The sequence below is a fragment of the Bradyrhizobium sp. USDA 3240 genome (assembly GCF_054063295.1).
In genome coordinates this window covers 4,589,084-4,612,208 of record NZ_JBSSGD010000002.1, presented here as the reverse complement: position 1 = coordinate 4,612,208, position 23,125 = coordinate 4,589,084, and the positions used below count along the sequence as shown (strand labels likewise).

The 23,125-nt window shown below is 65.2% G+C and carries 27 protein-coding genes; 17 read left to right on the top strand and 10 right to left on the bottom strand.

Annotation, left to right across the window (positions count from 1 at the left end; genetic code table 11):
* On the bottom strand, positions 1–876 hold the full coding sequence (gene dapF, locus ACVIGA_RS22510) for a diaminopimelate epimerase (RefSeq protein ID WP_456668027.1): 876 nt from the start codon (positions 874–876) through the stop codon (positions 1–3).
* A 185-nt stretch (positions 877–1,061) separates the two neighbouring features.
* Here dapF and ACVIGA_RS22505 point away from each other — a divergent pair, with 185 nt between their 5' ends.
* A complete protein-coding gene (locus tag ACVIGA_RS22505; protein ID WP_456668026.1) occupies positions 1,062–1,772 on the top strand; it encodes a GyrI-like domain-containing protein in 711 nt (236 codons plus the stop codon).
* Between the two features lie 5 nt (positions 1,773–1,777).
* Entirely contained in the window at positions 1,778–2,506 is a 729-nt protein-coding gene (locus ACVIGA_RS22500) for an SIMPL domain-containing protein (protein WP_456668025.1), read from the top strand.
* Between the two features lie 160 nt (positions 2,507–2,666).
* On the opposite strand, the gene ACVIGA_RS22495 is transcribed toward ACVIGA_RS22500, so the two are convergent.
* Positions 2,667–3,734, bottom strand: a complete 1,068-nt coding sequence (locus ACVIGA_RS22495) for an MBL fold metallo-hydrolase (protein WP_456668024.1) — start codon at positions 3,732–3,734, stop codon at positions 2,667–2,669.
* 377 nt (positions 3,735–4,111) lie between these two features.
* Here ACVIGA_RS22495 and ffh point away from each other — a divergent pair, with 377 nt between their 5' ends.
* From ffh to rimM, 3 genes are all read left to right on the top strand, one after another.
* A complete protein-coding gene (gene ffh, locus ACVIGA_RS22490; protein WP_375777971.1) occupies positions 4,112–5,659 on the top strand; it encodes a signal recognition particle protein in 1,548 nt (515 codons plus the stop codon).
* An 85-nt stretch (positions 5,660–5,744) separates the two neighbouring features.
* Positions 5,745–6,077 carry a 30S ribosomal protein S16 gene (gene rpsP, locus ACVIGA_RS22485; protein WP_050402543.1) on the top strand — a complete coding sequence of 111 codons (333 nt, stop codon included), beginning with the start codon at positions 5,745–5,747 and terminating at the stop codon, positions 6,075–6,077.
* Positions 6,078–6,094: 17 nt separating this feature from the next.
* A complete protein-coding gene (gene rimM, locus ACVIGA_RS22480) occupies positions 6,095–6,616 on the top strand; it encodes a ribosome maturation factor RimM (RefSeq protein ID WP_456668023.1) in 522 nt (173 codons plus the stop codon).
* Between the two features lie 15 nt (positions 6,617–6,631).
* Here the strand turns inward: rimM and gcvA are convergent, their stop codons facing one another.
* A complete protein-coding gene (gcvA, locus tag ACVIGA_RS22475) occupies positions 6,632–7,543 on the bottom strand; it encodes a transcriptional regulator GcvA (protein ID WP_456668022.1) in 912 nt (303 codons plus the stop codon).
* A 171-nt stretch (positions 7,544–7,714) separates the two neighbouring features.
* Between gcvA and ACVIGA_RS22470 the strand changes: the two genes are divergently transcribed.
* From ACVIGA_RS22470 to rplS, 4 genes are all read left to right on the top strand, one after another.
* Complete coding sequence (locus tag ACVIGA_RS22470) at positions 7,715–8,914, top strand: MFS transporter (protein WP_456668021.1); 1,200 nt, start codon at positions 7,715–7,717, stop codon at positions 8,912–8,914.
* Positions 8,915–9,046: 132 nt separating this feature from the next.
* Entirely contained in the window at positions 9,047–10,129 is a 1,083-nt protein-coding gene (locus ACVIGA_RS22465) for a zinc-binding dehydrogenase (protein WP_456668020.1), read from the top strand.
* A 9-nt stretch (positions 10,130–10,138) separates the two neighbouring features.
* Positions 10,139–10,900: a tRNA (guanosine(37)-N1)-methyltransferase TrmD gene (trmD, locus tag ACVIGA_RS22460; RefSeq protein WP_456668019.1), complete on the top strand. Its 762-nt coding sequence runs from the start codon at positions 10,139–10,141 to the stop codon at positions 10,898–10,900.
* A gap of 108 nt (positions 10,901–11,008) precedes the next feature.
* Positions 11,009–11,389 carry a 50S ribosomal protein L19 gene (gene rplS / locus ACVIGA_RS22455; protein ID WP_092126446.1) on the top strand — a complete coding sequence of 127 codons (381 nt, stop codon included), beginning with the start codon at positions 11,009–11,011 and terminating at the stop codon, positions 11,387–11,389.
* 273 nt (positions 11,390–11,662) lie between these two features.
* Here the strand turns inward: rplS and ACVIGA_RS22450 are convergent, their stop codons facing one another.
* Positions 11,663–11,824, bottom strand: coding sequence for a hypothetical protein (locus ACVIGA_RS22450; RefSeq protein ID WP_456668018.1), 162 nt, complete (start codon positions 11,822–11,824; stop codon positions 11,663–11,665).
* 28 nt (positions 11,825–11,852) lie between these two features.
* Between ACVIGA_RS22450 and leuC the strand changes: the two genes are divergently transcribed.
* The 3 genes from leuC to ACVIGA_RS22435 all read left to right on the top strand — a co-directional run bounded on the left by leuC (position 11,853) and on the right by ACVIGA_RS22435 (position 15,584).
* Positions 11,853–13,259 carry a 3-isopropylmalate dehydratase large subunit gene (leuC, locus tag ACVIGA_RS22445; RefSeq protein ID WP_456668017.1) on the top strand — a complete coding sequence of 469 codons (1,407 nt, stop codon included), beginning with the start codon at positions 11,853–11,855 and terminating at the stop codon, positions 13,257–13,259.
* Positions 13,260–13,366: 107 nt separating this feature from the next.
* Positions 13,367–13,576, top strand: coding sequence for a hypothetical protein (locus ACVIGA_RS22440; protein WP_223977663.1), 210 nt, complete (start codon positions 13,367–13,369; stop codon positions 13,574–13,576).
* A 310-nt stretch (positions 13,577–13,886) separates the two neighbouring features.
* Positions 13,887–15,584: a methyl-accepting chemotaxis protein gene (locus tag ACVIGA_RS22435; RefSeq protein WP_456668016.1), complete on the top strand. Its 1,698-nt coding sequence runs from the start codon at positions 13,887–13,889 to the stop codon at positions 15,582–15,584.
* A gap of 100 nt (positions 15,585–15,684) precedes the next feature.
* On the opposite strand, the gene ACVIGA_RS22430 is transcribed toward ACVIGA_RS22435, so the two are convergent.
* Together ACVIGA_RS22430 and ACVIGA_RS22425 are read right to left on the bottom strand one after the other, a co-directional pair.
* Complete coding sequence (locus ACVIGA_RS22430; RefSeq protein ID WP_456668015.1) at positions 15,685–16,035, bottom strand: hypothetical protein; 351 nt, start codon at positions 16,033–16,035, stop codon at positions 15,685–15,687.
* Positions 16,036–16,165: 130 nt separating this feature from the next.
* Positions 16,166–16,402 carry a hypothetical protein gene (locus ACVIGA_RS22425; RefSeq protein WP_456668014.1) on the bottom strand — a complete coding sequence of 79 codons (237 nt, stop codon included), beginning with the start codon at positions 16,400–16,402 and terminating at the stop codon, positions 16,166–16,168.
* Between the two features lie 318 nt (positions 16,403–16,720).
* Here ACVIGA_RS22425 and ACVIGA_RS22420 point away from each other — a divergent pair, with 318 nt between their 5' ends.
* Entirely contained in the window at positions 16,721–16,942 is a 222-nt protein-coding gene (locus ACVIGA_RS22420; protein ID WP_456668013.1) for a hypothetical protein, read from the top strand.
* A 127-nt stretch (positions 16,943–17,069) separates the two neighbouring features.
* On the opposite strand, the gene ACVIGA_RS22415 is transcribed toward ACVIGA_RS22420, so the two are convergent.
* Positions 17,070–17,396 (bottom strand): hypothetical protein, encoded by a 327-nt coding sequence (locus ACVIGA_RS22415; protein ID WP_456668012.1) that lies wholly within the window; start codon positions 17,394–17,396, stop codon positions 17,070–17,072.
* A gap of 114 nt (positions 17,397–17,510) precedes the next feature.
* Between ACVIGA_RS22415 and ACVIGA_RS22410 the strand changes: the two genes are divergently transcribed.
* The 3 genes from ACVIGA_RS22410 to ACVIGA_RS22400 all read left to right on the top strand — a co-directional run bounded on the left by ACVIGA_RS22410 (position 17,511) and on the right by ACVIGA_RS22400 (position 19,571).
* Complete coding sequence (locus tag ACVIGA_RS22410) at positions 17,511–17,909, top strand: metallopeptidase family protein (RefSeq protein ID WP_092121477.1); 399 nt, start codon at positions 17,511–17,513, stop codon at positions 17,907–17,909.
* Positions 17,910–18,095: 186 nt separating this feature from the next.
* Positions 18,096–18,698, top strand: a complete 603-nt coding sequence (gene leuD, locus ACVIGA_RS22405) for a 3-isopropylmalate dehydratase small subunit (RefSeq protein WP_456668011.1) — start codon at positions 18,096–18,098, stop codon at positions 18,696–18,698.
* An 84-nt stretch (positions 18,699–18,782) separates the two neighbouring features.
* A complete protein-coding gene (locus ACVIGA_RS22400; RefSeq protein WP_456668010.1) occupies positions 18,783–19,571 on the top strand; it encodes a hypothetical protein in 789 nt (262 codons plus the stop codon).
* A gap of 166 nt (positions 19,572–19,737) precedes the next feature.
* Here ACVIGA_RS22400 and ACVIGA_RS22395 read toward each other — a convergent pair whose 3' ends face one another.
* Positions 19,738–20,616 (bottom strand): HpcH/HpaI aldolase/citrate lyase family protein, encoded by an 879-nt coding sequence (locus ACVIGA_RS22395; protein ID WP_456668009.1) that lies wholly within the window; start codon positions 20,614–20,616, stop codon positions 19,738–19,740.
* Positions 20,617–20,758: 142 nt separating this feature from the next.
* On the opposite strand from ACVIGA_RS22395, the gene ACVIGA_RS22390 reads away from it, so the two are divergent.
* Positions 20,759–21,415 carry a carbonic anhydrase gene (locus ACVIGA_RS22390; RefSeq protein ID WP_223977634.1) on the top strand — a complete coding sequence of 219 codons (657 nt, stop codon included), beginning with the start codon at positions 20,759–20,761 and terminating at the stop codon, positions 21,413–21,415.
* A gap of 25 nt (positions 21,416–21,440) precedes the next feature.
* On the opposite strand, the gene ACVIGA_RS22385 is transcribed toward ACVIGA_RS22390, so the two are convergent.
* Positions 21,441–21,992 (bottom strand): TIGR00645 family protein, encoded by a 552-nt coding sequence (locus ACVIGA_RS22385; RefSeq protein ID WP_456668008.1) that lies wholly within the window; start codon positions 21,990–21,992, stop codon positions 21,441–21,443.
* A 29-nt stretch (positions 21,993–22,021) separates the two neighbouring features.
* A complete protein-coding gene (locus ACVIGA_RS22380; protein ID WP_456668007.1) occupies positions 22,022–23,056 on the bottom strand; it encodes an aspartate-semialdehyde dehydrogenase in 1,035 nt (344 codons plus the stop codon).
* Positions 23,057–23,125 lie beyond the last annotated feature (69 nt).

Sequence of the window (23,125 nt, the reverse complement as noted above, 5' to 3'; positions counted from 1 at the left end):
TCAGGCGACGTTGGCGAACAGCGCCGGATCGAAGCGGCCCTCATATTCGAAATCGGCGGTGCCGGTCATCAGCACGTGGTCGTCGCGCTCGCGCCACTCGATGCCGAGCTTGCCGCCGGGCAGCGTGACCTCGACAATCCGGTTGGCCCGCTTCAGCCGCGCCGCCGCGACCGCGGTCGCACAGGCCGCCGAGCCGCAGGCCCTGGTGAGGCCGGCGCCGCGCTCCCAGGTGCGGATCGTGATGTGGTCGCGATCGACGATATGGGCGAGCGTGATGTTGGCCCGCTCCGGGAAGATCGGATGGTTTTCCAGCAGCGGCCCGAAACGTTCGAGGTCGTAGGCATTGACGTCGTCGACCCAGAAGACCGCGTGCGGGTTGCCCATCGAGACCACCGAGGGCGAATGCAGCACCGGATTGTCGATCGGCCCGACCTGCAGCTCGATGTAGCGGGTGTCGCGAAATTCCTCAGCCAGCGGAATGTCCTGCCAGCCGAACTTCGGCGCGCCCATGTCGACGGTGTAGAGATCGGGCGCCGGCCCCTGCCAGCAATTGAGCAGGCCGGCGCGGGTCTGGAACGTCGCCGTGGTCTGGCCGGTCTTCTCGAAGATCCGCCGCACCACGCAGCGCATGCCGTTGCCGCAGGCCCCGGCCTCCGAGCCGTCATTGTTGTAGATCGAGATGAACGCTTCGGTGCCGTCGAGCCGCGGCGGCTGCAGCACCATCAGCTGGTCATAGGGCACGCCGCCGGCCGGCGACGCCACCGCGCGCGCCTCATCAGCCGAAACCTGCGCTTTGGAATCGCGCAGGTCGACGACGACGATCTCGTTGCCGATGCCGTTCATCTTGGCGAATGCGTGATTGGCGAGCGCGCTCATCGATTTTCCTAAATTCTGCCCGGTTATATGGCGAGTGGTGGCCAGATGGCCAGTCTGAATGGCCCTATGACACATCTGTCATGGGACGAATGCAGAACTCGCGTGTTAGGAATATCGCGCCTCAAGGACCGCGCGCGCCGGGACAGATCGAGCGGCCGTTTGAGGAAGGGGATGGAGAATACCGAATGAACCGTATCAACACGCTCCGCGCGGCCCTGGTCGCGCTGCTCCCTTTGGCCGCGATCGCCCTGGCAAGCCCGGCGCCTGCCCAATCGCCGTCAGCCTCGCCCGCTCCGGCGGCAAGCCCGAGCCCCGTTCCCGCGCCTGCGCCATCGGCAACGCCGGTGCCGCCGCCGGCCGAGACCAAGTCGCCCGCCGACAGCCCGGCCGCTTCGCAGTCCCCGACGCCGCCGCCGGCCGCCCCGGTGCAGACCGCCGACCCCTTCGGCGAGCCGTTCACGCTGGAACCGAAGAAGGTCGTGATGCTGAAGGGCACGGCCAACTGGGATTCGGCCTTCGACGCGCTGATCGAGGCGTTCAAGCAACTCACCGCCCTGCTCGACAAGGACGGCGTCAAGGCAGCTGGCAATCCGATGATCGTCTACACCTCGACCGACGACACCGGCTTCACCTTCATCGCCGAAATTCCGGTCGACCAGGACGTCAAGAACCTCGGCAAGAACATGAGCATGGGCAATTCGCCGGACGGCAAGGCCCTGAAGTTCGTCCACCGCGGGTCCTACGACAACATGGACAACACCTATGAGGCGATCACCAATCACCTCGACGACAAGAAGCTCGAAGCCAAGGACACCTTTATCGAGGAATACATCACCGATCCGCTGAAGACCGCCGAAGACAAGCTTGTGATCAACGTCTACGTACCCCTGAAGTGAGCCAGATGACCTATCGCCTCCCCCTCGGCCTCCCCTTTGCTGCTACCCTGATCGCGACCACGCTGCTGGCTGCGCCCGCACTCGCCGACAGCGACTTTCCGCCGGCGATCTCGGTCACCGGCGAGGCGACCGTATCGGCGGTGCCCGACGAGGCGCAGCTCGACGCCGGCGTCACGACCGACGGCAAGACCGCACGCGAGGCCACCGACGCCAACAATGTGACGATGGGCAAGGTGTTGGCCGCGCTGAAGGGCGCCGGCATCGCGGAGAAGGACTATCAGACCTCGCGGCTGTCGCTGCAGCCGCAATTCGCCAACCGCCCGCCGTCGTCGCCGAACGCGCCGCCCAGCATCGTCGGTTACCACGCGAGCAATCGCGTCACGATCAAGCTGCATGATGTGAGCAAGGTCGCGGGTGTCATCGACGTGCTGGTGGCTGCCGGCGCCAATGATATCGGCGGGCTCAATTTCTCGGTGTCGCAGGCCTCGAAGCTGCTCGACGACGCACGCGAGCGGGCGATCGCCGACGCCCGGCGCAAGGCGGAGATCTACGCCAAGGCCGCCGGCGTCACGCTCGGCGCGCCCTTGAACATCTCGGAAGTCGGCTCGGCGCCGGTGCCGATGTTCCGCGCCAAGATGGCCACAGCAGGCTTCGCCGCCCCGACGCCGGTCGCGCAAGGCGAGGAAACGCTGACCGTCAATGTGAGCGTCTCCTGGGCGATCAAGGAGAAGTAACCTCCGTCGTCCCGGCGAAGGCCGGGACCCATAACCACAGGATCGAGTCGTTCGAATTCGCTGTGGCCACGGCCGCTCAAGACAAACGATGACGGTGGTTATGGGTCCCGGGTCGCGCTTCGCTTGCCCGGGACGACGGCTCTTAAATCTCCAACACCTTCTAAATCTCGAACACCTGCCCCGGCTTCTGCGTCAGAAACCTCTCGCGCGGCACTCTCGCCGCGTCGAGCGCTTCAGTGAGTGCGATCGCGGGTGCGTCGATCGCTTCGTCGGTTAGCTGGAACGTACCGTGGTGATGCGCCAGCGCTTGCGTCGCCCCGCAATCGGCCAGCGCCTTCACCGCGTCTTCCGGGTTCATGTGCTGGTCTTGCATGAACCAGCGCGGCTCATAGGCGCCGATCGGCAGGATCGCGAGCCGCAGCGGGCCATGCGCCTCGGCAACCCGGCGGAAATGCCGGCCGTCGCCATAGCCGGAATCGCAGACGATGTAGAGCTTGCCGGCCGGCGTCTCCAGCACGAAGCTCGCCCACAGCGCCTTATTGCGGTCGAACAAGCCGCGCGCCGACCAGTGCCGCGTCGGCACCAGCGTCACGGCAACGCCGCCCCCGAGCTCGACGCGCTGATGCCAGTCGAACGCCTCGGCCTTGATCGCGGCATCGGAGGCACGCATCGTGACGTCGTTGCCGAGCGGCGTGATCACGCGGGGCGCAAACGCCGCAGTCAGATTCGACAGCGTCGCGACATCGAGATGATCGTAATGGCCGTGCGACACCAGCACGACGTCGATCCTGGGCAACTTCTCGAAGGCGACGCCGGGATCATTGTGCCGCTTCGGACCTGCGAAGCTGAACGGCGAGGCCCGCATCGACCAGACCGGATCGACCAGAATGTTGAGGCCGCCGGTCTGGATCAGCCAGCTGGCGTGGCCGACAAAGCAGAGCCGCACCTTGTCGCCATCGACGCGCGGCGGCGGCGTATCGGCATAGGGGCTCGGCGCCCATTCCGGCCAGACCGCGCGCTGCCGCCTGCCCCCGAACTGCCAGCGCAACACCTCGCCGAGCGATTTCGGCGGCGCGCCATCCGGATCGAAGAAGTGCAGGCCGTCGAAGTGATCGGAGACGGGGCCATCATAGGTTTTCATCAGGGACATCCAGATCGAGGGCACGCCGATCGCGGCAGCGGCTCCGGTCAAGGTTGCAAGAAGGCGGCGGCGGGTGACGATGGGCACGCGGGTTCCCAACAGGAGGCAGGCTCCGTTTATATGGGTGACGATGCCGAATTCGGAACCAGCGTGGCAAATTGATGCGATTTCAATGCCTTATGGCTCAGTCTAGGCCAATTGCGGCGAAACTTTCCTTGACTTTGCCGCCCCGGCAGCGTTTAACGCCGCGACTTTCTCGGAAAGATCCGTCTTTTCGACCCGCCGACTGGCCTTGGAGGCCAGAGGCCAACGCCCGACAGCGCGATGCGCCCTCGGGCGCAAAGGTGTTTGGACCATCGTCTTGGCACGGTGCCGAGGCGGACTATGTGGTCATCACCCGCGAGAGCGGGTCATGACCGGAAGCGAGTGAAGCGCGCTCACGGGCGCAACGAAGGACAACGGCATTGTTCGACAATCTGTCGGAACGGCTTGGTGGCATTCTCGATCGTCTGACGGGGCGCGGTGCGCTGACCGAAAAGGACGTCGATGCCGCGATGCGCGAGGTGCGCCGCGCGCTGCTCGAAGCCGACGTCGCGCTCGAGGTGGTCCGCAGCTTCATCGACCGGGTCCGCGAGCAGGCGATCGGCGCCACCGTCGTCAAGTCGGTGACGCCGGGCCAGATGGTGGTGAAGATCGTCCATGACGAGCTGGTCGCCACGCTCGGCTCCGACGGCCAGACCATCGACATCAATTCCGTGCCGCCGGTGCCGATCATGATGGTCGGTCTGCAAGGCTCCGGCAAGACCACCACCACCGCAAAGCTCGCGCGCCGCATGGTCCAGCGCGACAAGCGCAAGGTGCTGATGGCCTCGCTCGACGTCTACCGCCCGGCGGCGATGGAGCAGCTCGCGGTGCTCGGCCGCGACCTCGACATTCCGACCTTGCCGATCGTCGCCGGCCAGATGCCGCCGCAGATCGCACGGCGCGCGTTAGAGGCCGGCAAGCTCGGCGGTTACGACGTGGTGCTGCTCGACACCGCCGGCCGCACCACGCTCGACGAAGACATGATGAAGGAGGCGGCCGAGATCAAAGCCGCCGCCAGCCCGCATGAAGTGCTGCTGGTCGCGGACTCCCTCACCGGCCAGGACGCGGTCAACCTCGCACGCGCGTTCGACGAGCGCGTCGGCCTCACCGGCATCGTGCTGACACGCGTCGACGGCGACGGCCGCGGCGGCGCCGCGCTGTCGATGCGCGCGGTCACCGGCAAGCCGATCAAGCTGCTCGGCACCGGCGAGAAGACCGACGCGCTGGAAGACTTCCATCCGAACCGCATCGCCGGCCGCATCCTCGGCATGGGCGACGTCGTCTCGCTGGTCGAGAAGGCTGCGGCGAACATCGACGCCGAGAAGGCCGCGCGCACTGCCGAGCGCATGCGCAAGGGTCAGTTCGACCTCAACGACATGCGCGAACAGCTGCAGCAGATGGCGAATATGGGCGGCATCGGCGGCCTGATGGGCATGATGCCCGGCATCGCCAAGATGAAGAACCAGATCGCAGCGGCCGGCATCGACGACAAGATCATCAAGCGTCAGGTCGCGGTGATCGATTCGATGACGCGGCAGGAGCGCAAGAATCCGGACATCCTGAAGGCGAGCCGCAAGAAGCGGATCGCGGCAGGCGCCGGCCAGAGCGTCGAGCAGGTCAACAAGCTGCTGAAGATGCATCGGAACATGGCTGACATGATGAAGGCCATGGGAAGCGGCAAGCGCGGCCCGCTCGCCGGCATCGCGCAGGCGATGGGTTTCGGCGGCGGCATGAAGCCGCCCTCGGCCGATGAGATGAAGGCGCTCGCCGAGAAGATGCAGGGCGGCGCCGGCGGCGGTCTGCCCAGCCTGCCGAAGGATTTGCCGGCCGGGCTGCGCGGCGGCCTGCCGAACGTGCCGGGCCTGACCGGCCTTTCCGGCAAGCCGATGCTGCCGGGCCTCGGCGGTTTCCCGGGCAAGAAGAAATGAGGAATTCGTCGCGAAGGCTCGCACGCAGCCGGCGCGACGCGGAATGCCAATCAATCGAACACATCGACCTTTGAAGGAGAACTAAATGTCCGTTGTTATCCGCCTCGCTCGCGCAGGCACCAAGAAGCGTCCGGTCTATCACGTCGTCGTCGCCGACTCGCGCTTCCCGCGCGATGGCCGCTTCATCGAGCGTCTCGGCCACTTCAACCCGCTGCTGCCGAAGGACAACGAGGCCCGCCTCAAGCTCGACATGGACAAGGTGAAGGCCTGGCTCGCCAAGGGCGCGCAGCCGTCGGATCGCGTGACCCGCTTCCTCGACGCCGCCGGCGTCGTGAAGCGCGCCGCGCGCAACAACCCGGAAAAGGCCGTGCCGCGCAAGGAGCGCAAGGCGCAGGCCGAAGCCGCCGCCAAGGCTTAAGCTGAACGGCTGACACGGTGACTGCACCGGTCTGTGTCGCCCGTATCGGCGCTGCGCATGGCGTGCGCGGCGCCGTCCGGCTGTGGACCTTTACCGAAGATCCGCTGGCCGTGAAGGACTACGGCCCGCTGATGACTAAGGACGGCACGCGCCAGTTCGAGGTCACGCATGCGCGCGAGGCCAAGGACCATCTGGTGGTGACGCTGAAGGGCGTCGCCAGCCGCGATGACGCCGAACGGCTCAACGGGCTCGAGCTCTACGTTCCGCGCGACCGGCTGCCGGAAACCGACGACGGCGAATATTACCACACCGACCTGATCGGGCTCGCCGCGGTGACGACGACAGATCAGCGGCTCGGCAAGGTGATCGCGATCCATAATTTCGGCGCCGGCGATATCATCGAGATCGCCCCGCCGCAGGGCGCGACGATGCTGCTGCCCTTCACCAATGCCGTGGTGCCGACAGTCGATCTTGCCGGTGGCCGCGTCGTGATCGACCTGCCGCAGGAAGTCGACGGCGACGGTCCGTCGGCAGCCTGATCAAAACATTTTTCGTCAACCCGTCATCCGGCCTTGCTGCTCGAGCCAGTCGCAGAACACGGCGCTGTGCGGATCGTTGCTGCGGCCTGCCGGAAAATACGCGAAGTAGCTCCGCGCCGGCAGGCTGATCGCGGGGAACGGCGTCACCAGACGCCCGACCGCGAGATCGTCCGAAATCAGCGCGGTCGGACCCATCGCAACGCCGAGACCATCGAGCGCAGCCTGGATGGTCAGATAGAAATGATCGAAGGTCAGCGCGGCCGCCGGCTCCAGCGCGGAGTGCCCGGCCTCGGTCAGCCAGTCGCGCCATAGCCGCGGCATCGACGTGACATGCAGCAGCGTATGCCGGGAGAGATCCGCGATCTCATCGAGCGGCAATTGCGCAAGCAGCGACGGACTGCACACCGGCAATCGCCGCTCCGAAACCAGGAAGCGCGACGAGAAGCCATGAAACGTATCCGGACCACCGCGGATCACGACGTCGAATGATTCCGGCAGTGCATCCACCGGATCGTTCGACGTGCTCAAGCGCACTTCGATGTCAGGATGCTCGGCGCGAAACCGGCTCATTCGCGGCAGCAGCCAGCGCAGGCTGAAGGTCGCCAGCGCGTTGACGCGCAGCACCGCCACCGCGGCGTCGCCGCGCCGCGCGCGATGCTGCTGCACGGCGGCTGAGATCCGGTCAAGCGCCGGCGCGAACTCGGCCAACAGCGCCGCGCCCGCCGGTGTCAGCACCACGCGCCGCACCGATCGCCGGAACAGCGCTGGCGCGCCCAGCCACTCCTCGAGCAGCCGGATCTGCTGGCTGACGGCGCCATGGGTCACGCTGAGCTCGGCAGCGGCTTCCTTGAAGCTGCCGAGCCGCGCGGCGGCCTCGAAGGCGCGGACGGCATTGAGCGGCGGCAGGCTGCGGCGTGGGACGAACATGACTTCTCAATACCAGATTTTCTAACGCATGATCCGATTATTACTGATTTGTGACAGCGACGGTTCGGGCGCATATTGCGCAGCAAACCACTCACATACCTCTCCTTTTCGAAGGCCTCCTCCGATGCGCAGCCGCTCTATCTTTAGTTTTTCTTGCTTTGGGTGGCAGCGATGAGCATGTCCATGGAAGTCGGCACATCCCGTCCTGGCCAGACCCAGGCGACACGCACACTGGCGGTGACCGGGCTCAACCACGCCCTCCATGACGGCTACACCGACCTGATCTACGTGCTGCTGCCGGTCTGGCAGGCGGAGTTCGCGCTGAGCTACGGGCTGCTGGCGCTGCTGCGCGGGCTCTACGCCGGCGCCATGGCCGGCTTACAGATTCCGGTCGGACGCCTCGCGGAGCGGATCGACGGCAAGATCATCCTGATCGCCGGCACGGCGCTGTCGGCGCTCGGCTATGTGTTCGCCGGATTCTCCGGCGGCGTCATCGGGCTTGGCCTGGCGCTCGCACTCTCCGGCGCGGGTTCGAGCACGCAGCATCCGATCGCATCAGCAGCAGTATCTCGCGCCTACGGCGCAGGAGCGCGCGGCCCGCTCGGCATCTACAATTTCTCCGGCGATCTCGGCAAGGCGGCGATCCCGGCCCTGACCTCGATCCTGCTCGTGATCATGTCGTGGCGGCACACGCTGCTGGTGCTCGCGTTTGCAGGCCTGCTTGTCGCGATCTGCATCGCGCTCTGGATGCCGTCGGTCGGCAAGGGTGCGGAGCACAAGATGGCCACCGCGTCGCGCCGCGCAAGCTCACGCGGCGGTTTTCACTGGCTGCTCGCGATCGGAATCCTCGACACCGCGGTCAGGATGGGTTTTCTCACCTTCCTGCCGTTCCTGTTGCGCGACAAGGGCGCCTCGCTGCCGACCAACGGCCTCGCGCTGGCGCTGGTCTTCATCGGCGGCGCCGCGGGGAAATTCACCTGCGGCTGGCTCGGCGCGCGCGTCGGCACGTTGCGCACCGTGCTGATCACCGAAGGCGGCACGGCGGCGCTGATCCTTGCGGTGCTGGTATTGCCGCTGGCGCCGGCCATCGTGCTGCTGCCGCTGCTCGGCGTGATGCTCAACGGCACCTCCTCGGTGCTCTATGGCACGGTGCCCGAGCTGACGCCGGCGCATCAGACCGAGCGTGCTTTCGCGCTGTTCTATACCGGGACGATCGGATCGGGCGCGATCGCGCCCGTTATCTACGGCCTGCTTGGCGACGCGCTCGGTCCGACGCTCGCGACCGCAGCGACTGCGCTCACGGCGCTGGCGATTTGCCCGCTTGCAGTCGCCCTGGCGCGGCATCTCGCCGACGATCCAACGGCGACGTGACGCCTGATTAGCTTACTGTAGCCCGGATGAAGCGCAGGGAAATCTGGGATCGCTCCTCATTGCCGGCGCGATTCCCGGATTGCGCTTCGCTCCATCCGGGCTACTTAAGCAATGGTCTCACGGAGCATCGCAATGACAAGCACGCACAAGGCCTGGCGGCTGCACGCCCACAATGATCTTCGCTTCGAGGATGTCGCAACCCCGAGCCCCGCGCCCGATGGCGTCGTGGTCCGGATCGAGGCCGGCATGGTGCTGTCGTATACCAACAAGCTCTTGTCGGGCGCGCTGCCCTACAGCCTGCCGCCAATGCCGTTCGTGCCCGGCACCAACGCGATCGCGCGCGTCGTCGCCACCGGCGAGAACATCACGCATGTGCGGAGCGGCGACCGCGTTTTCCTCAGCCCGCATCTGCGCGGCGACGTGCCGGATCGCGATCCGCCACAGATCCTGATCGGCCTCACCGCCACGGTGACAACGCCGGAGGCGCTGGCGTTGCAGGCGCGCTGGCGCGACGGCGTGTTTGCCGAGATCGCGCACTGGCCTGCCGCCTGCGTCACGCCACTCGCCAATCTCGACGACAGACCGGCGACCGAGCTGATCGGGCTCGCCAAACTGATCGTGCCGTTCGGCGGATTGCAGCGCACCGGCTTGCGCGGCGGACAGACCATCATCGTCAACGGCGCGACCGGCTATTTCGGCTCGGGCGGCGTGATGCTCGCGGTCGCGATGGGCGCGGGCCGCGTCGTTGCGGTCGGACGCAAGCAGGCCGCGCTCGAGCAGTTGCGCGATGCATTCGGCCCGCGCGTCATTCCCGCCGTCGTCACCGGCGATGCCACAGCCGATCTTCAGATCATCCGCCGCGCCGCCGGCGGCAGCGCCGATGTCGCGCTCGATTTGCTCGGCGCCGCCAAGAGCACCTCGACCACGCTGTCCTCCCTGCGCGCGCTCCGGCGCGGCGGCCGGATGGTGCTGATGGGCAGCGCCGAGACGCCGCTCGAGCTGTCGTTCCGCGAGATGCTGGCCAACGACTGGGAAGTGGTCGGGCAGTTCATGTACGACCGCACGGCGCCGGGCCAGCTCGCCGGCCTCGCTGCCGAAGGCCTGCTGGATCTGCGCAAGATCAACGTCGCGACCTTCAAGCTCGCCGACTTCCGCCGCGCGGTGGACGCGGCCGCCATGATGCAGAGCCTCGACCTCGCGGCCGTGGTGCCGTAACCAGAGGCCATGACATCGCAAGAGACCCCATCCCAGGCGATCCCATGGCGCGCCACCGTGCTGACCCTGTTCCCGGACATGTTCCCGGGACCGCTCGGCGTGAGCTTGGCCGGCAAGGCGCTGGCCGCGGGTCTCTGGGCGCTGGAGGCGCGCGACATCAGGGCGTCGGCGACCGACAAGCACCGCAGCGTCGACGACACGCCGGCCGGCGGCGGCCCGGGCATGGTGCTGCGGGCCGACGTGCTGGCAGCGGCGATCGATGCTGCTGGCGCCGCACCTGACCGGCCGCGGCTCCTGATGAGCCCGCGGGGGCGGCCATTGACCCAGACCAACGTCGCCGAGCTGGCGGCCGGGCCCGGCCCCCTGATCGTCTGCGGCCGCTTCGAGGGCATCGACCAACGGGTGATCGAGGCTCGGAGCCTCCAAGAGGTCTCGATCGGCGATTACGTGCTGTCCGGCGGCGAAATCGCGGCGATGGCGCTGATCGACGCCTGTGTCCGCCTGCTGCCGGGGGTGATGGGGAAGCTGGCCTCGGGAACCGAGGAGAGCTTTTCCGAAGGACTACTGGAATACCCCCAATACACCCGTCCGCAGGAGTTCGAGGGCCGCCAGATCCCCGAAATCCTGATTTCCGGCGATCACGCCAAGGTCGCGGCCTGGCGGCTGGCCCAGTCCGAGGCCCTGACGGCCGCCCGGCGGCCCGATCTCTGGGCCCGGAAGGCCGGCCAAAAAGCGGCCCGGCGAGGGACAAAAAACACGACAGACGGGTGACAAACCCTGCGCTTTGCCTTATAGGCACGGCCTAATCCGCACACGCGCAGGATAGATGGACGTTTGCGCAGCCCGCACAGGCTGGGCGCGCCGCCGATGGAGATTTCGATGAACCTGATTCAGCAGCTCGAAAAAGAGCAGTTCGACAAGCTCGCCGCCACCAAGACGATTCCGGAATTCGGCCCCGGCGATACCGTCATCGTCAACGTGAAGGTGGTCGAAGGTGAACGCACCCGCGTGCAGGCCTATGAAGGCGTCTGCATCGGCCGTTCCGGCCACGGCCTCAACGAGAGCTTCACGGTGCGCAAGATTTCGTACGGCGAGGGCGTCGAGCGCGTTTTCCCGGTGATGTCGCCGATGATCGACTCGATCAAGGTCGTGCGTCGCGGCAAGGTGCGTCGCGCCAAGCTCTATTACCTGCGCAGCCTGCGCGGCAAGTCGGCCCGCATCGTCGAGAAGCAGGACCGCCAGACCGCCGTCGGCGAGTAATTCACCCCGAAAGGGATGTGACCAAAAGCGCGGGGCCTGCCCCGCGCTTTTTTGTTGTGGCATACCTATGTGGAAGGTCAGCCTCGACTGTCATGCGCGGATCAGGCCCGCGCATCCATCGAAATGAGCACTCTCGTTCAAGAGGATGGATTGCCGGGTCGAGCCCGGCAATGACGACAGGGGCACCCGCGCAATCGATCGATTGTCGCGGCCACGAGCCCTGTGTTAGAAATTTAGAATGGTTCCGGATCAAGCAAGCCAGTGTTGCCCAAGTCAGACCTGCCAGCGCGTCGTGATCGACGATCGCTCGCGGCTGCCCGGCCGCTTCTTCGGACGCTTTGCGACGTCGGCAACGTCAGAGCTTACGCGCGCAGCGTAACGCTGCCTGGACGCTGTCGCCTGCTCGCGCGCCGAGATGCGCTTGACGCCATTCACCACTGAATTTCTTCTGGAGCTGAAGCTCATGTCCAAACCGACCACGCTGTACGACAAGATCTGGAACGACCATCTGGTCCACGAGGCCGAGGACGGCACCTGCCTGCTCTATATCGATCGCCATCTGGTGCACGAGGTGACCTCGCCGCAGGCGTTCGAAGGCCTGCGCGCTTCGGGTCGCAAGGTGCACGCGCCCGAGAAGACGCTCGCCGTCGTCGACCACAACATCCCGACCACCGATCGCTCGAAGCCCAACCCCGATCCGGAAAGCATCGAGCAGATGCGGGTGATGGCGGAGAACGCCAAGGAATTCGGCATCGAGTATTACAACGAGTTCGACAAGCGTCAGGGCATCGTCCACGTCATCGGCCCGGAGCAAGGCTTTACGCTGCCCGGCACCACCATCGTCTGCGGTGACAGCCACACCTCGACGCATGGCGCGTTCGGCGCGCTCGCGCACGGCATCGGCACCTCCGAGGTCGAGCACGTGCTGGCGACGCAGACGCTGATCCAGAAGAAGGCCAAGAACATGCGCGCGATCGTCGACGGCAAATTGCCCGACGGCGTGACCGGCAAGGACATCATCCTGGCGATCATCGGCGAGATCGGCACCGCCGGCGGCACCGGCTATGTGCTGGAATATGCCGGCGAGGCGATCCGTGCGCTTTCGATGGAAGGCCGCATGACGGTCTGCAACATGTCGATCGAAGGCGGCGCGCGCGCCGGCCTGGTTGCGCCCGACCAGAAGGCGTTCGACTTCCTGCGCGATCGCCCGAAGGCGCCGAAAGGCGCGGCCTGGGATGCCGCGATGCGCTACTGGGAGACGCTGCGCTCCGACGAGGGCGCGCATTTCGATCACGAGCTGCGGCTGGACGCTGCAAAACTGCCGCCGATCGTCACCTGGGGCACGAGCCCTGAGGACGTCATCTCGGTGACCGGCTTCGTGCCCGATCCGGACAAGATCGCGGATGAAGCGAAGCGGCTCTCCAAGCACCGCGCGCTGAAATATATGGGCCTGGCCGCCGGCACCAAGATCACCGACATCAAGCTCGACCGCGTCTTCATCGGCTCCTGCACCAACGGCCGCATCGAGGACCTGCGCGCCGCGGCGAAGGTCGCCGAGGGCAAGACCGTCAACGCCAATGTCAACGCGATGATCGTGCCGGGCTCGGGCATCGTGAAGGAGCAGGCGGAGGCCGAAGGCCTCGACAAGATTTTCATTGCGGCCGGCTTCGAATGGCGTGAGCCGGGTTGCTCGATGTGCCTCGCCATGAACCCGGACAAGCTGAAGCCGGAAGAGCGATGCGCCTCGACCTCGAACCGCAACTTCGAGGGCCGCCAGGGCTTCAAGGGCCGCACCCATCTGGTGTCGCCCGCGATGGCTGCCGCCGCCGCGATCGCCGGCCACTTCGTCGACATCCGCGACTGGCGGTGAGGTAAGCGCGGTTTTCGTCTCAAGCTCGAGTCGTTGTGGAAACGGCTCGTTAACGTGACGTACGCACACTGGCTCCTCGCGAACACAAGTTTCGTGGGGAGCCAGACGTGGCCGACAAGAACGAATTCGTCGACATGATCAGTGAGGCGACACGGCAGAAGCGCCGTCGCGCCGCACCACGCATCATCGATCCGCTTCCCGAGGTGAAGGAAACCTCGCGCCTCAGCCACTGGCCGCCGGAGCGCTGGACGCAATGGCGGATGGAAAACCTGACGCCGTGGAAGATAAAGCCCTGGAAGCTGAAGAACTGGGATTAGCCTGACAAAACGGGCGCCGTGAGGCGCCCGCTGTCATTTCAGGCCTTACCACGCTGCACAACAACAGCCGGTATCACTGCGTCAGCCGGTGCTGATGGCAAAGCACTTTGCGATGTCGTCAGCCGGTTACCGCGTGAACTCTTTGCTAAGGGTTGGCATCTAGGGTTAACCGACAATCAATCAGAAAATTCAGGACTTCTTCCGTTTCCATGGCGCGGCCAGCAGGCCAAGCCGTGGCATCGCGTCCTCACGCATGGCTCGTCGGCCGGGTGGGCCGATGGATCTCAGCGCCATTTTCGTGGGACCAGAAATGACCCTCAAGTTTCAGAATTTGCCCATCATTGCCAAGATCGCGGTACCCGCGGCCATCGTCGCCCTGGTCGCGATCGGCATCGTCGTAGAGGCCTCGCTGGCTCTCAGCCAGTTGGCGGTGACCGCCTCCGGCCTCGTGGATGGCAACGCCCGCCGCGTGCAGTACAGCCTCGAAGCGGAGAGCAATTTCAACAGCGCAGCCGTCAGCGAGAAGAATGTCATCCTCTCTGCCTCGGACAGCAAGGCGATCGCCTCCAACATCGAAACCTACAACAAGGCAACGGATGCGACGCTTGCCGCCGTCGACCGTTTGGCGTCCGTCACATCGGACGCCGGACAGCACCAGCTGATCGACACGCTACGCGGCGCCGTCAAGGACCGCCGCGAGGCAAGCGCCAGGGTGTTCGAGCTGGCGACCGCGGGCAAGCTCGAGGATGCCTTCGCTTACTCGCGAAATGTCGCGGCCAAGCATCGCCAGACCGCAATGGAGGCCGTCGCCAGCCTGATCGCCGCCAATGTGAAGGACATGCAGGCCTCGCGTGACCGGGGCATCGCCACCGCCGACCAGACCCGCCTCCTGCTGTTGTTCGGCGCCGCGGCCGGGCTGCTCTGTGCTTTCGCACTCCTGGCCTGGATCGCGTTCAGCCAGATCGCGCAGCCGCTGTCGCGCATGACGGAGAAGATGACGAAGCTCGCCGAGGGCGATCTCGACATCGCGATCGTCGGCGACAACAGGAGTGACGAGGTCGGCGGCCTCGCCAAATCGCTGCGCGTGTTCAAGGACAACGCGATCACGGCGCGCCGTCTCGAAGCCGAGCAGCGCGAGGAGCAGTTGCACAAGGAGACCCGGCAGCGCACGGTCGAAGGCCACATCGCGACCTTCGACAATCAGATCTCGGAGGCGCTGAATGCCCTGACCGCGGCCTCGACCGAGATGCACGCGACTGCCGGCAGCATGTCGGCGACCGCGGAGGAAACCAGCCGGCAGGCGACCTTCGTCGCGACCGCTTCCAACGAGGCATCGGCGAATGTCCAGACCGTCGCGGTCGCGACCGAGGAGCTGCACGCCTCGATCAGCGAGATCACGCGCCAGGTGACGCAGGCGGCGCAGACGGCAAGAGCCGCGGTCGACGAGACCGATCGCACCAACGCAACCATCGAGAGCCTTGCCGCAGCTGCGCAGCGGATCGGCGAAGTGGTGTCACTGATCCAGAGCATCGCGTCGCAGACCAATCTGCTGGCCCTGAACGCAACGATCGAAGCCGCCCGCGCGGGCGAATCCGGCAAGGGATTTGCGGTCGTCGCCAATGAAGTGAAGGCGCTTGCCACCCAGACCGCCAAGGCTACGGAAGACATCTCGTCCCAGATCGCGGCGATCCAGCAGGAAACCGGTCAGGCCGTCGATGCGATCAGGACGATCGGCGGCACGATCGCGCGCATGAGCGAGATTGCGGCGGCAATCTCCGCCGCTGTCGAGCAGCAGAGCGCCGCGACCCGCGACATCGCTAAGAATATCCAGGAGGTTTCGCGCGGCACCAGTGAGGTGTCGGCGAATGTCGGCAGCGTCAACGAGGCCGCCACTGAAACCGGATCAGCCGCCACGCAGGTGCTGACGGCCGCCGACGATCTCAGCCATCAGTCGGCCACGCTGCGCAGCAACGTCACCACATTCCTGGACAAGATCCGCGCAGCTTGACCGAACAGGCAGCATCTCTCCGCAAAGGGCGGCGCGCCCGGCGGCCGGCGCCGCTCCTACTCGTTGCCTGGCAGAACCGCGCACAGCGCGGCTGCGTAGCTCACCAGAACGGGCCGAACCCGAAGCCAAAGGTGAACGGCGCCGGCACGGCATATGGATAGGGCCGATAGTAATAGGGCCGCCCATAATAATAGGAGCCGTACGGCCGGTAATAGGAATAGGGCTGGTAGTACGGCCGGTAATAGGGCCGGTAGCCGCGGTGATAATGGTGACGATAGTAATCGCGATGGTGGTAATGGCGATGATGGCGCTGCGCGCTGAAGTCGGTCGCCTTGCCCGCCTGCCGCTGTTGTGCCGCGGCCTGCGGCGTGGCTGACGCCGCGGCGGTTGCCGATGCCGGCGCCGTCAATGCGAATGCACAGGCGACCGCGGCAACTCCGATCCATCTCATCATGATCAACTCCTGCAGATTGCGATTGATGTCATCTCGCGCGCGCGAATCTGCCGGTTTGATGGCTGAGAACGACAACAGGCCCGCTGCTCACGGGCCTGTGTCTCACCTGCGCTGATACGCCGCGCGATCAGCGGCGCCAGTGGCGACGATGGCCCCAGCCCCAGCCACGGTGATGTCCGCGACCCCAGCCACGGTGATGTCCATGGCCCCAGCGTACCTGGGTGGTCGTCTGGTTCGCGTTGTCCTGAACCGTTGCGGCAGTGCCCGGAGTCGCAAGCGACATCGCGCTCGCGCGCTCGGCCGGCGCCGCCAAAACCAGCACGGCACCGACGGCCGCAAGTCCCAGAACTTTCATCACCTTCATGAATCTTCTCCTTGATCCCTTGATGTCACGTCTTGCAACGACGACTAGAGCTTCTTGCCTTGACGCGTTTTCTTCATGCGAACCGGTATCCGCTTCGCTCGAAAACGCGCCGGCATTCGAATCGACCCCCGTTGCCGCGACGCAGATCGCAAGCAGAATGCGGACGACGTGAATGGGATGTGAATGACTGCGCCACGATGGTGAATGCCGCTGGCGCGCGCAGGTTCCGGCACAGCCGCTGGAATTTTCATGTCTGTGCGTAAAACCGGCGTAGACGATGGTCGTATGTTGTGAGGAGCCTCGCGCAGGAGATCGCCGATGACACGACATGGCTCGCGCAAATGGTTCATGCTCGGCGCGGCAGCGCTGGCTGGTTCCATGATTTCAGTTGATGTCGCGCTCGCCTCGCAAGGACCGGGCGGCGGCATGGGAACGGCAAGCCATCTCACGCAAATGCTGATGGCGATCGCGGTCTATGGAACGGTGGGAGTGATCGTCGCCGCCGGACTGATCGGCGCAGTGCGCCGACGTTTGCTCTAGAGCATTTTCGGTTCTGATTGAATCAGAAACCGAAGTTCTAGATTCTTGTCTTGACGCGTTTTCTTCACGCGAACCGGCGTCCACTTCGCTCGAAAACGCTCTAGCTTCCGCTTCGCGCGAAGACGCTTTAGCCCGGGCGCCAGAAGCAGTTCATGCGCGGCGTGATCACGGTGCCGCTGGGCCGGTGCTCCTGCACATAGGTCGCGGTGCAATCGCGCACAGCGTTCGGACCGGGATTGTAGCGCGGGATCACATCCGGTTCCCAATGATCGGGCCGCGACCGGTAGATCGGCACCCGCCTGAGCCGGCGGTGCTCGACGACCCGCTCGCGCACGACCGGTGCTGTCCCACCAATGCGCGCTTCGGCCGCCGCGCTCTGTGCCCGCGCCTCGCCCGCTGGGAGCGAAAGCCCGGTTGCTACCGCCAACAGCGTTGCCGCCACGATCCGTTTCATCACGCCACCCAAGCCCCATTCTTGAGCCTCAATCTTGGGCCGCACGGTCTCCCATTGCACCGCCAAGGTCAACTGCGCTGGCGCCGCCTGAGGCACTCGCGCTAAAGGAGTGTCATGTGGACCACAGAAAAAGCCCCCTCGCTCGCCGAGATGGAGGCCGTAGCGCATGAGATCTTCGAGCGCCTGCCTCCGACGTTCCGCGCCCTCTGCGAGGGCCTGATCATCCGTGTCGACGACTTCCCGACCGACGAGGTGCTCGACGAGATGCAGGCCGAAAGCGAGTTCGACCTGCTCGGCCTGTTTCACGGCATCGGCCTGCCGCAGCAGAGCCATGGCGACGTGGCCCGGCTCCCCAACCTGGTCTGGCTCTACCGGCGGCCGATCCTGGACTACTGGGCGGAGCACGACGAAACCCTCGGCCACATCGTCCGCCACGTCCTGATCCATGAGATTGGGCACCATTTCGGCCTCTCCGACGCCGATATGGAGGCAATTGAGGCCGATGCGGGATAAAGCGTTTTCGAGCGAAGTGGACCCCGGTTCGCGTCAAGAAAACGCGTCAAAACGAGGAAGCTGGAGCCCCGTTGCCGATCCAATCGGAACTGGGGCTCCAGCTTTGCAGAAATGGCCCTTTTACCGCTGTCGCATCCGCGATAAACATCCGGCCGTATCCCCCATTTTCGACCGGGAAGAGCAACGATGGACAAGTTCACCACGCTGGAAGGCGTCGCGGCACCGCTGAAGATCATCAATGTCGACACCGACATGATCATTCCGAAGCAGTACCTCAAGACCATCAAGCGCACCGGCCTTGGCAAGGGGCTTTTCTCCGAGCAGCGCTACAAGGATGACGGCAGCGAGAACCCCGATTTCGTCCTCAACCAGTCCGCCTATCGCAATGCGAAGGTACTGGTCGCCGGCGACAATTTCGGCTGCGGCTCGAGCCGCGAGCACGCGCCCTGGGCGCTGCTCGACTTCGGCATCCGCTGCGTGATCTCGACCTCGTTCGGCGACATCTTCTACAACAACTGCTTCAAGAACGGCATCCTGCCGATCCGCGTGTCGCAGGAGGACCTCGACAAGCTGTTCGACGATGCCGAGCGCGGCGCCAATGCGACGCTAACCATCGATCTCCCCAACCAGGAGATCCGCGGTCCCGACGGCGGCACGGTGAAGTTCGAGATCGATCCGTTCCGCAAGCACTGCCTGATCAACGGCCTCGACGACATCGGCCTGACGATGGAGAAGAAGGCGTCGATCGACACCTACGAGGCCAAGCTCAAGGAGCGCGCCTGGGCTTGAGGCGCAGCCTGTCATCGCGCCCCGGCGTCTTCAGGCGCCGGGGCTTTTCTTCGTCTCGCGCAAGATTGTTGATGGCTGACGCGCATGCTGCCTGACATCGTCACCTTCTGGCACGGCTCGATGGACGCGCTGCGCCGGACCTGTCTGCGCTCGCAGCTGGCGGCCGGGCACAAGGTCACCGTCTACAGCTTCGATCCGATTCCCGGCCTGCCCGACGGCATCGGCAATGCCGAGGCCGAGGCGGTGCTGCCGCATTCGTTCTCCGAGAAGCTGCGTCCGGCCGAACGCGACGGGTCGTGGCGCGACTGGACCATCCTGCAATTCAGCGACTTCTTCCGCATGCGGCTGATGGCACAGCGCGCCGGGCTCTGGCTCGACGCCGATGTGCTGCTCTTGAAGCCGGTCGAGATCGATCCGGCAAAGCCCTATTTTGCCTGGGAGCGGCCGCGTCAGCTCGGCAACTCCGTGCTGTATCTGCCGCACAATGATCCGATCGTGCGCGCGTTCGAAGCGCTGATGCAGCAGGACGAACTGACGCCGGACTGGCTCGCGCTGCGCCACCGCGTGACCTTCGCGATGCGCAAGCTGCGCGGCAAATCCAATCGCCTGTCCGACATTCGCATCGCGATCTACGGTCCCGCTGCGCTGACCGCGCTCGCGCGCCGCGAAGGCGAGTTGCAGCACGCGCTGCCGAAGCGCTCGTTCTACGCGGTGCACGCCGAGCCACGACTGTTCTTCGAGCCGTCGGATTTTTCGCGCTATCTGAACGATCCCGAAATCATCGGCCTGCACATCTCGCCGAAGGGACGCGGCAAGGCGGCGCCGATCCCGGGCAGCCTCTACGCCTGGGCGGCGGAGAAGTTTGGCGCGTAGTCACCCTCCCCTGGAGGGGGAGGGTCGGATCGCGTTGAGCGCAGCGAAATGCGGGCCGGGGTGGGGTGATCTCTCAACACGGGCAGAGTATCCGTGGAGAGACCGTCACCCCACCCCGCCGCTCATTTCATTCGCGTCGACCCTCCCCCTCCAGGGGAGGGTGAGATCAATGCCCCATCGCGGCGATCGCGTCGGCGATCGCGATGGTGCGCTTCGCCATCTCGGCGTGCAGGCGCTCGACCATGCGGCCGTCGAGCTGGATCGCACCGCGCGCGGCGTTCTCCGGCTGTTCGAAGGCGGCGATGATCTTGCGCGCTTCAGCGACCTCGGCCTCCGGCGGCGTGAAGATCGCGTTGCAGGCATCGATGTGGCTCGGATGGATCAGCGTCTTGCCATCGAAGCCGAGATCGCGGCCCTGCGCGCATTCCTCCGCGAAGCCATCGATATTGCTGATGTCGCCATAGGGGCCGTCGAGGATCTCGAGCCCGTGCGCGCGGGTCGCCAGGATGCAATGCGTGATCATCGGGATCATCGCCGCGCGGCCCGGCTTCATCCGGATCCGGGTTTCGCGCGCAATGTCGTTCGGCCCGAACACGAAGCCGGCGAGCCGGACCTCGGAGTCCTGCGATGCCGCGGCAAGCTTGTCGGCGTCGAGCACGGCGCGTGCGGTCTCGATCATCGCCCAGACCCGGATCGAGGCCGGAGCATTGATGTCGCTGAGCCGATCGGCGACGGCGTTGAGATCGTCCACCGTGGAAATCTTGGGAACCAGGATGCCGTCCGGCTGCGCCTTGCCGGCCATGCCGATGTCGTCGACCCACCACGGGCTGTCGAGCGCGTTGATGCGGATCAGGACCTCGCGCTTGCCAAAGCCCTTGGCGGCGACCGCCTTGGCGATCTGTTCGCGGGCCACCGCCTTGGCGTCGGGGGCAACGGAATCCTCGAGATCGAGGATGATACCGTCCGCCGCCAGCGTGCGGGCCTTCTCCAGCGCCCGTGCATTCGATCCCGGCATGAACAACAGGCTGCGGCGCGGACGGGTCATCGGCATTCTCCTGGGGGCTCGGGCTCCGCCACTGTCCATTGTTTGGGCATTGGGCGGAACCATCCTTCAACGCTGCCGTATCATCTCAGGCTGCACGCCGAAAGTCTTGTTCCCGTCACCAGCATGTGGTTAGGCAGAGGCCATGAAATTCTTTCCGAAGCAGTTGATCGACGGCTACCGGACCTTCGCGACCCAGCGGTTGCCGACTGAACAGTCGCGATACCGGGACCTGTCCGAACGCGGCCAGTTCCCCGAGACCATGGTGATCGGCTGTTGCGATTCCCGCGTCTCGCCGGAAGTGATCTTCGATGCCGGCCCGGGCGAATTGTTCGTGGTCCGCAACATCGCCAATTTGGTTCCGGTCTATCAGCCCGACAGCAACGCCCACGGCGTCTCGGCTGCGCTGGAATATGCCGTGACCGTGCTGAAGGTGAAGAACATCGTGGTGCTGGGTCATGCCCAGTGCGGCGGCATCCGCGCCTTCGTCGACAAGATCAAGCCGCTGACGCCCGGCGACTTCATCGGCAAATGGATGCAGATGTTCATCAAGCCCGGCGAGATCGTCGAGCAGCGCGACCATGAGAGCATGCAGGACTTCGTCACCCGCATCGAGAAGGCCGCGGTGTTCCGCTCGCTGGAGAATTTGATGACCTTCCCGTTCGTCCGCGAGCGGGTCGAGAGCGGCGAGATGCAGCTGCACGGTGCCTATTTCGGCGTCGCCGAGGGCTCGCTGTTCGTGCTCGACCGGGTCGCGAAGGAATTCATCAGCGTCGCCGATGCCGTGAAGGCCGGTGAGTAGCCGCGCGCTATCGCGCCAGCATCAGCTACTCATCACCGTGATAGCCGCCCCAGCGATCCGAGAGCGCGAGCAACAGCGCTGAGATCACGAACACCAGGTGCACGGCGACGAGCCAGGTCATCCGTGTCGCGTCGAACGCGGCATCGATGTTCAGGAACGCTTCCAGCACGTGGATCGCGGAGATCGCGACGATCGACGCCAGCAGCTTCTGCTTCAGCCCGGCAAAATCGATCTTGGTGATCCAGATCGGCCAGTTCGGATTGCCCGACGTGTCGATGCGCGAGACGAAATTCTCGTAGCCCGAAAACACCACGATCAGAATGAGATTGGCGACCAGCGTGACGTCGATCAGTGCCAGCGCATCGAGGATCACTTCCGTCGATTTGTAGCCGGCCGCATGCAGGACGAACTCCCAGAGCATGCGCGCGAATTTCAGCAGCAGCACGGCAAGCGCCACCACCAGGCCGACATAGAACGGCGCCATCAGCCAGCGGCTGTTGAACAGCACATATTCGAAGCCGCGCATGATGCGCGGCGTCGGGGGACTCGACGGGACGGGAGCTGACTGTTCCGACATGGTTGCGCGCCCCCCGTTGGTCCCCGCCGTTAGGCCGCTTTCTTCTTCGCGGTGATCAGCTTGCGGTTGATCAGGACTTCCGCGATCTGGATCGCGTTCAGCGCGGCACCCTTGCGCAGATTGTCCGACACGCACCAGAACGACAGGCCGTTCTCCACCGTCGCATCCTCACGGATGCGGCTGATATAGGTCGCGTCCTCGCCGGCCGCCTCATACGGCGTGACGTAGCCGCCGGGCTCGTGCTTGTCGATCACGAGGCAGCCCGGCGCATTGCGCAGGATGTTGCAGGCCTCGTCCGCCGTGATCGGGTTGGCGAACTCGACGTTGACGGCCTCGGAGTGGCTGACGAAGACCGGCACGCGCACGCAGGTCGCGGTCAGCTTGATCTTGGGATCAAGGATCTTCTTGGTCTCCGCCATCATCTTCCACTCTTCCTTGGTGTAGCCGTCTTCCATGAAGACGTCGATCTGCGGAATGATGTTGAAGGCGATGCGCTTCGGAAACTTCTTATTGATCAGCTCGTCATTGGTGTAGACGGCCTTGGTCTGCGAGAACAGCTCGTCCATCGCATCCTTGCCGGCGCCCGACACTGATTGATAGGTCGCGACCACGACGCGAGTGATCGTCGCCTTGTCGTGCAGCGGCTTCAGCGCCACGACGAGCTGCGCGGTCGAGCAGTTCGGGTTGGCGATGATGTTCTTCTTGGTGAAACCGGCGGCCGCATCCGCGTTCACCTCCGGCACGATCAGCGGCACGTCGGGATCCATGCGCCAGGCCGAGGAATTGTCGATCACGACCGCGCCGGCGGCGCCGATCCTGGGCGACCATTCCTTGGAAACCGAACCGCCGGCCGACATCAGGCAGATGTCGACATCCGAGAAGTCATAGTGCTCGAGCGCCTTCACCTTCAGGGTGCGGTCGCCATAGGAGACCTCGACGCCGACGCTGCGGCGCGAGGCCAGCACGACGACCTCGTCGGCGGGGAATTTGCGCTCGTCGAGAATGTTGAGCATTTCGCGCCCGACATTGCCGGTCGCTCCGACCACCGCGACTTTGTAACCCATCGTTCACTCTCCGACGAAAAATGCCCGTTCCCCCGTAACTCAAGGAAAGGGAAGAGGCAGCGCTTCTAT

What these genes read in the sequence shown, in the direction of transcription:
- dapF (WP_456668027.1), bottom strand. Translation starts at nt 876, where the DNA reads ATGAGCGCGCTCGCCAATCACGCATTCGCCAAGATGAACGGCATCGGC.
- ACVIGA_RS22505 (WP_456668026.1), top strand. Translation starts at nt 1,062, where the DNA reads ATGAACCGTATCAACACGCTCCGCGCGGCCCTGGTCGCGCTGCTCCCT.
- ACVIGA_RS22500 (WP_456668025.1), top strand. Translation starts at nt 1,778, where the DNA reads ATGACCTATCGCCTCCCCCTCGGCCTCCCCTTTGCTGCTACCCTGATC.
- rpsP (WP_050402543.1), top strand. Translation starts at nt 5,745, where the DNA reads ATGTCCGTTGTTATCCGCCTCGCTCGCGCAGGCACCAAGAAGCGTCCG.
- gcvA (WP_456668022.1), bottom strand. Translation starts at nt 7,543, where the DNA reads ATGTTCGTCCCACGCCGCAGCCTGCCGCCGCTCAATGCCGTCCGCGCC.
- ACVIGA_RS22470 (WP_456668021.1), top strand. Translation starts at nt 7,715, where the DNA reads ATGAGCATGTCCATGGAAGTCGGCACATCCCGTCCTGGCCAGACCCAG.
- ACVIGA_RS22465 (WP_456668020.1), top strand. Translation starts at nt 9,047, where the DNA reads ATGACAAGCACGCACAAGGCCTGGCGGCTGCACGCCCACAATGATCTT.
- trmD (WP_456668019.1), top strand. Translation starts at nt 10,139, where the DNA reads ATGACATCGCAAGAGACCCCATCCCAGGCGATCCCATGGCGCGCCACC.
- rplS (WP_092126446.1), top strand. Translation starts at nt 11,009, where the DNA reads ATGAACCTGATTCAGCAGCTCGAAAAAGAGCAGTTCGACAAGCTCGCC.
- leuC (WP_456668017.1), top strand. Translation starts at nt 11,853, where the DNA reads ATGTCCAAACCGACCACGCTGTACGACAAGATCTGGAACGACCATCTG.
- ACVIGA_RS22435 (WP_456668016.1), top strand. Translation starts at nt 13,887, where the DNA reads ATGACCCTCAAGTTTCAGAATTTGCCCATCATTGCCAAGATCGCGGTA.
- ACVIGA_RS22430 (WP_456668015.1), bottom strand. Translation starts at nt 16,035, where the DNA reads ATGAGATGGATCGGAGTTGCCGCGGTCGCCTGTGCATTCGCATTGACG.
- ACVIGA_RS22425 (WP_456668014.1), bottom strand. Translation starts at nt 16,402, where the DNA reads ATGAAGGTGATGAAAGTTCTGGGACTTGCGGCCGTCGGTGCCGTGCTG.
- ACVIGA_RS22420 (WP_456668013.1), top strand. Translation starts at nt 16,721, where the DNA reads ATGACACGACATGGCTCGCGCAAATGGTTCATGCTCGGCGCGGCAGCG.
- ACVIGA_RS22415 (WP_456668012.1), bottom strand. Translation starts at nt 17,396, where the DNA reads ATGAAACGGATCGTGGCGGCAACGCTGTTGGCGGTAGCAACCGGGCTT.
- ACVIGA_RS22410 (WP_092121477.1), top strand. Translation starts at nt 17,511, where the DNA reads ATGTGGACCACAGAAAAAGCCCCCTCGCTCGCCGAGATGGAGGCCGTA.
- leuD (WP_456668011.1), top strand. Translation starts at nt 18,096, where the DNA reads ATGGACAAGTTCACCACGCTGGAAGGCGTCGCGGCACCGCTGAAGATC.
- ACVIGA_RS22400 (WP_456668010.1), top strand. Translation starts at nt 18,783, where the DNA reads ATGCTGCCTGACATCGTCACCTTCTGGCACGGCTCGATGGACGCGCTG.
- ACVIGA_RS22395 (WP_456668009.1), bottom strand. Translation starts at nt 20,616, where the DNA reads ATGACCCGTCCGCGCCGCAGCCTGTTGTTCATGCCGGGATCGAATGCA.
- ACVIGA_RS22390 (WP_223977634.1), top strand. Translation starts at nt 20,759, where the DNA reads ATGAAATTCTTTCCGAAGCAGTTGATCGACGGCTACCGGACCTTCGCG.
- ACVIGA_RS22385 (WP_456668008.1), bottom strand. Translation starts at nt 21,992, where the DNA reads ATGTCGGAACAGTCAGCTCCCGTCCCGTCGAGTCCCCCGACGCCGCGC.
- ACVIGA_RS22380 (WP_456668007.1), bottom strand. Translation starts at nt 23,056, where the DNA reads ATGGGTTACAAAGTCGCGGTGGTCGGAGCGACCGGCAATGTCGGGCGC.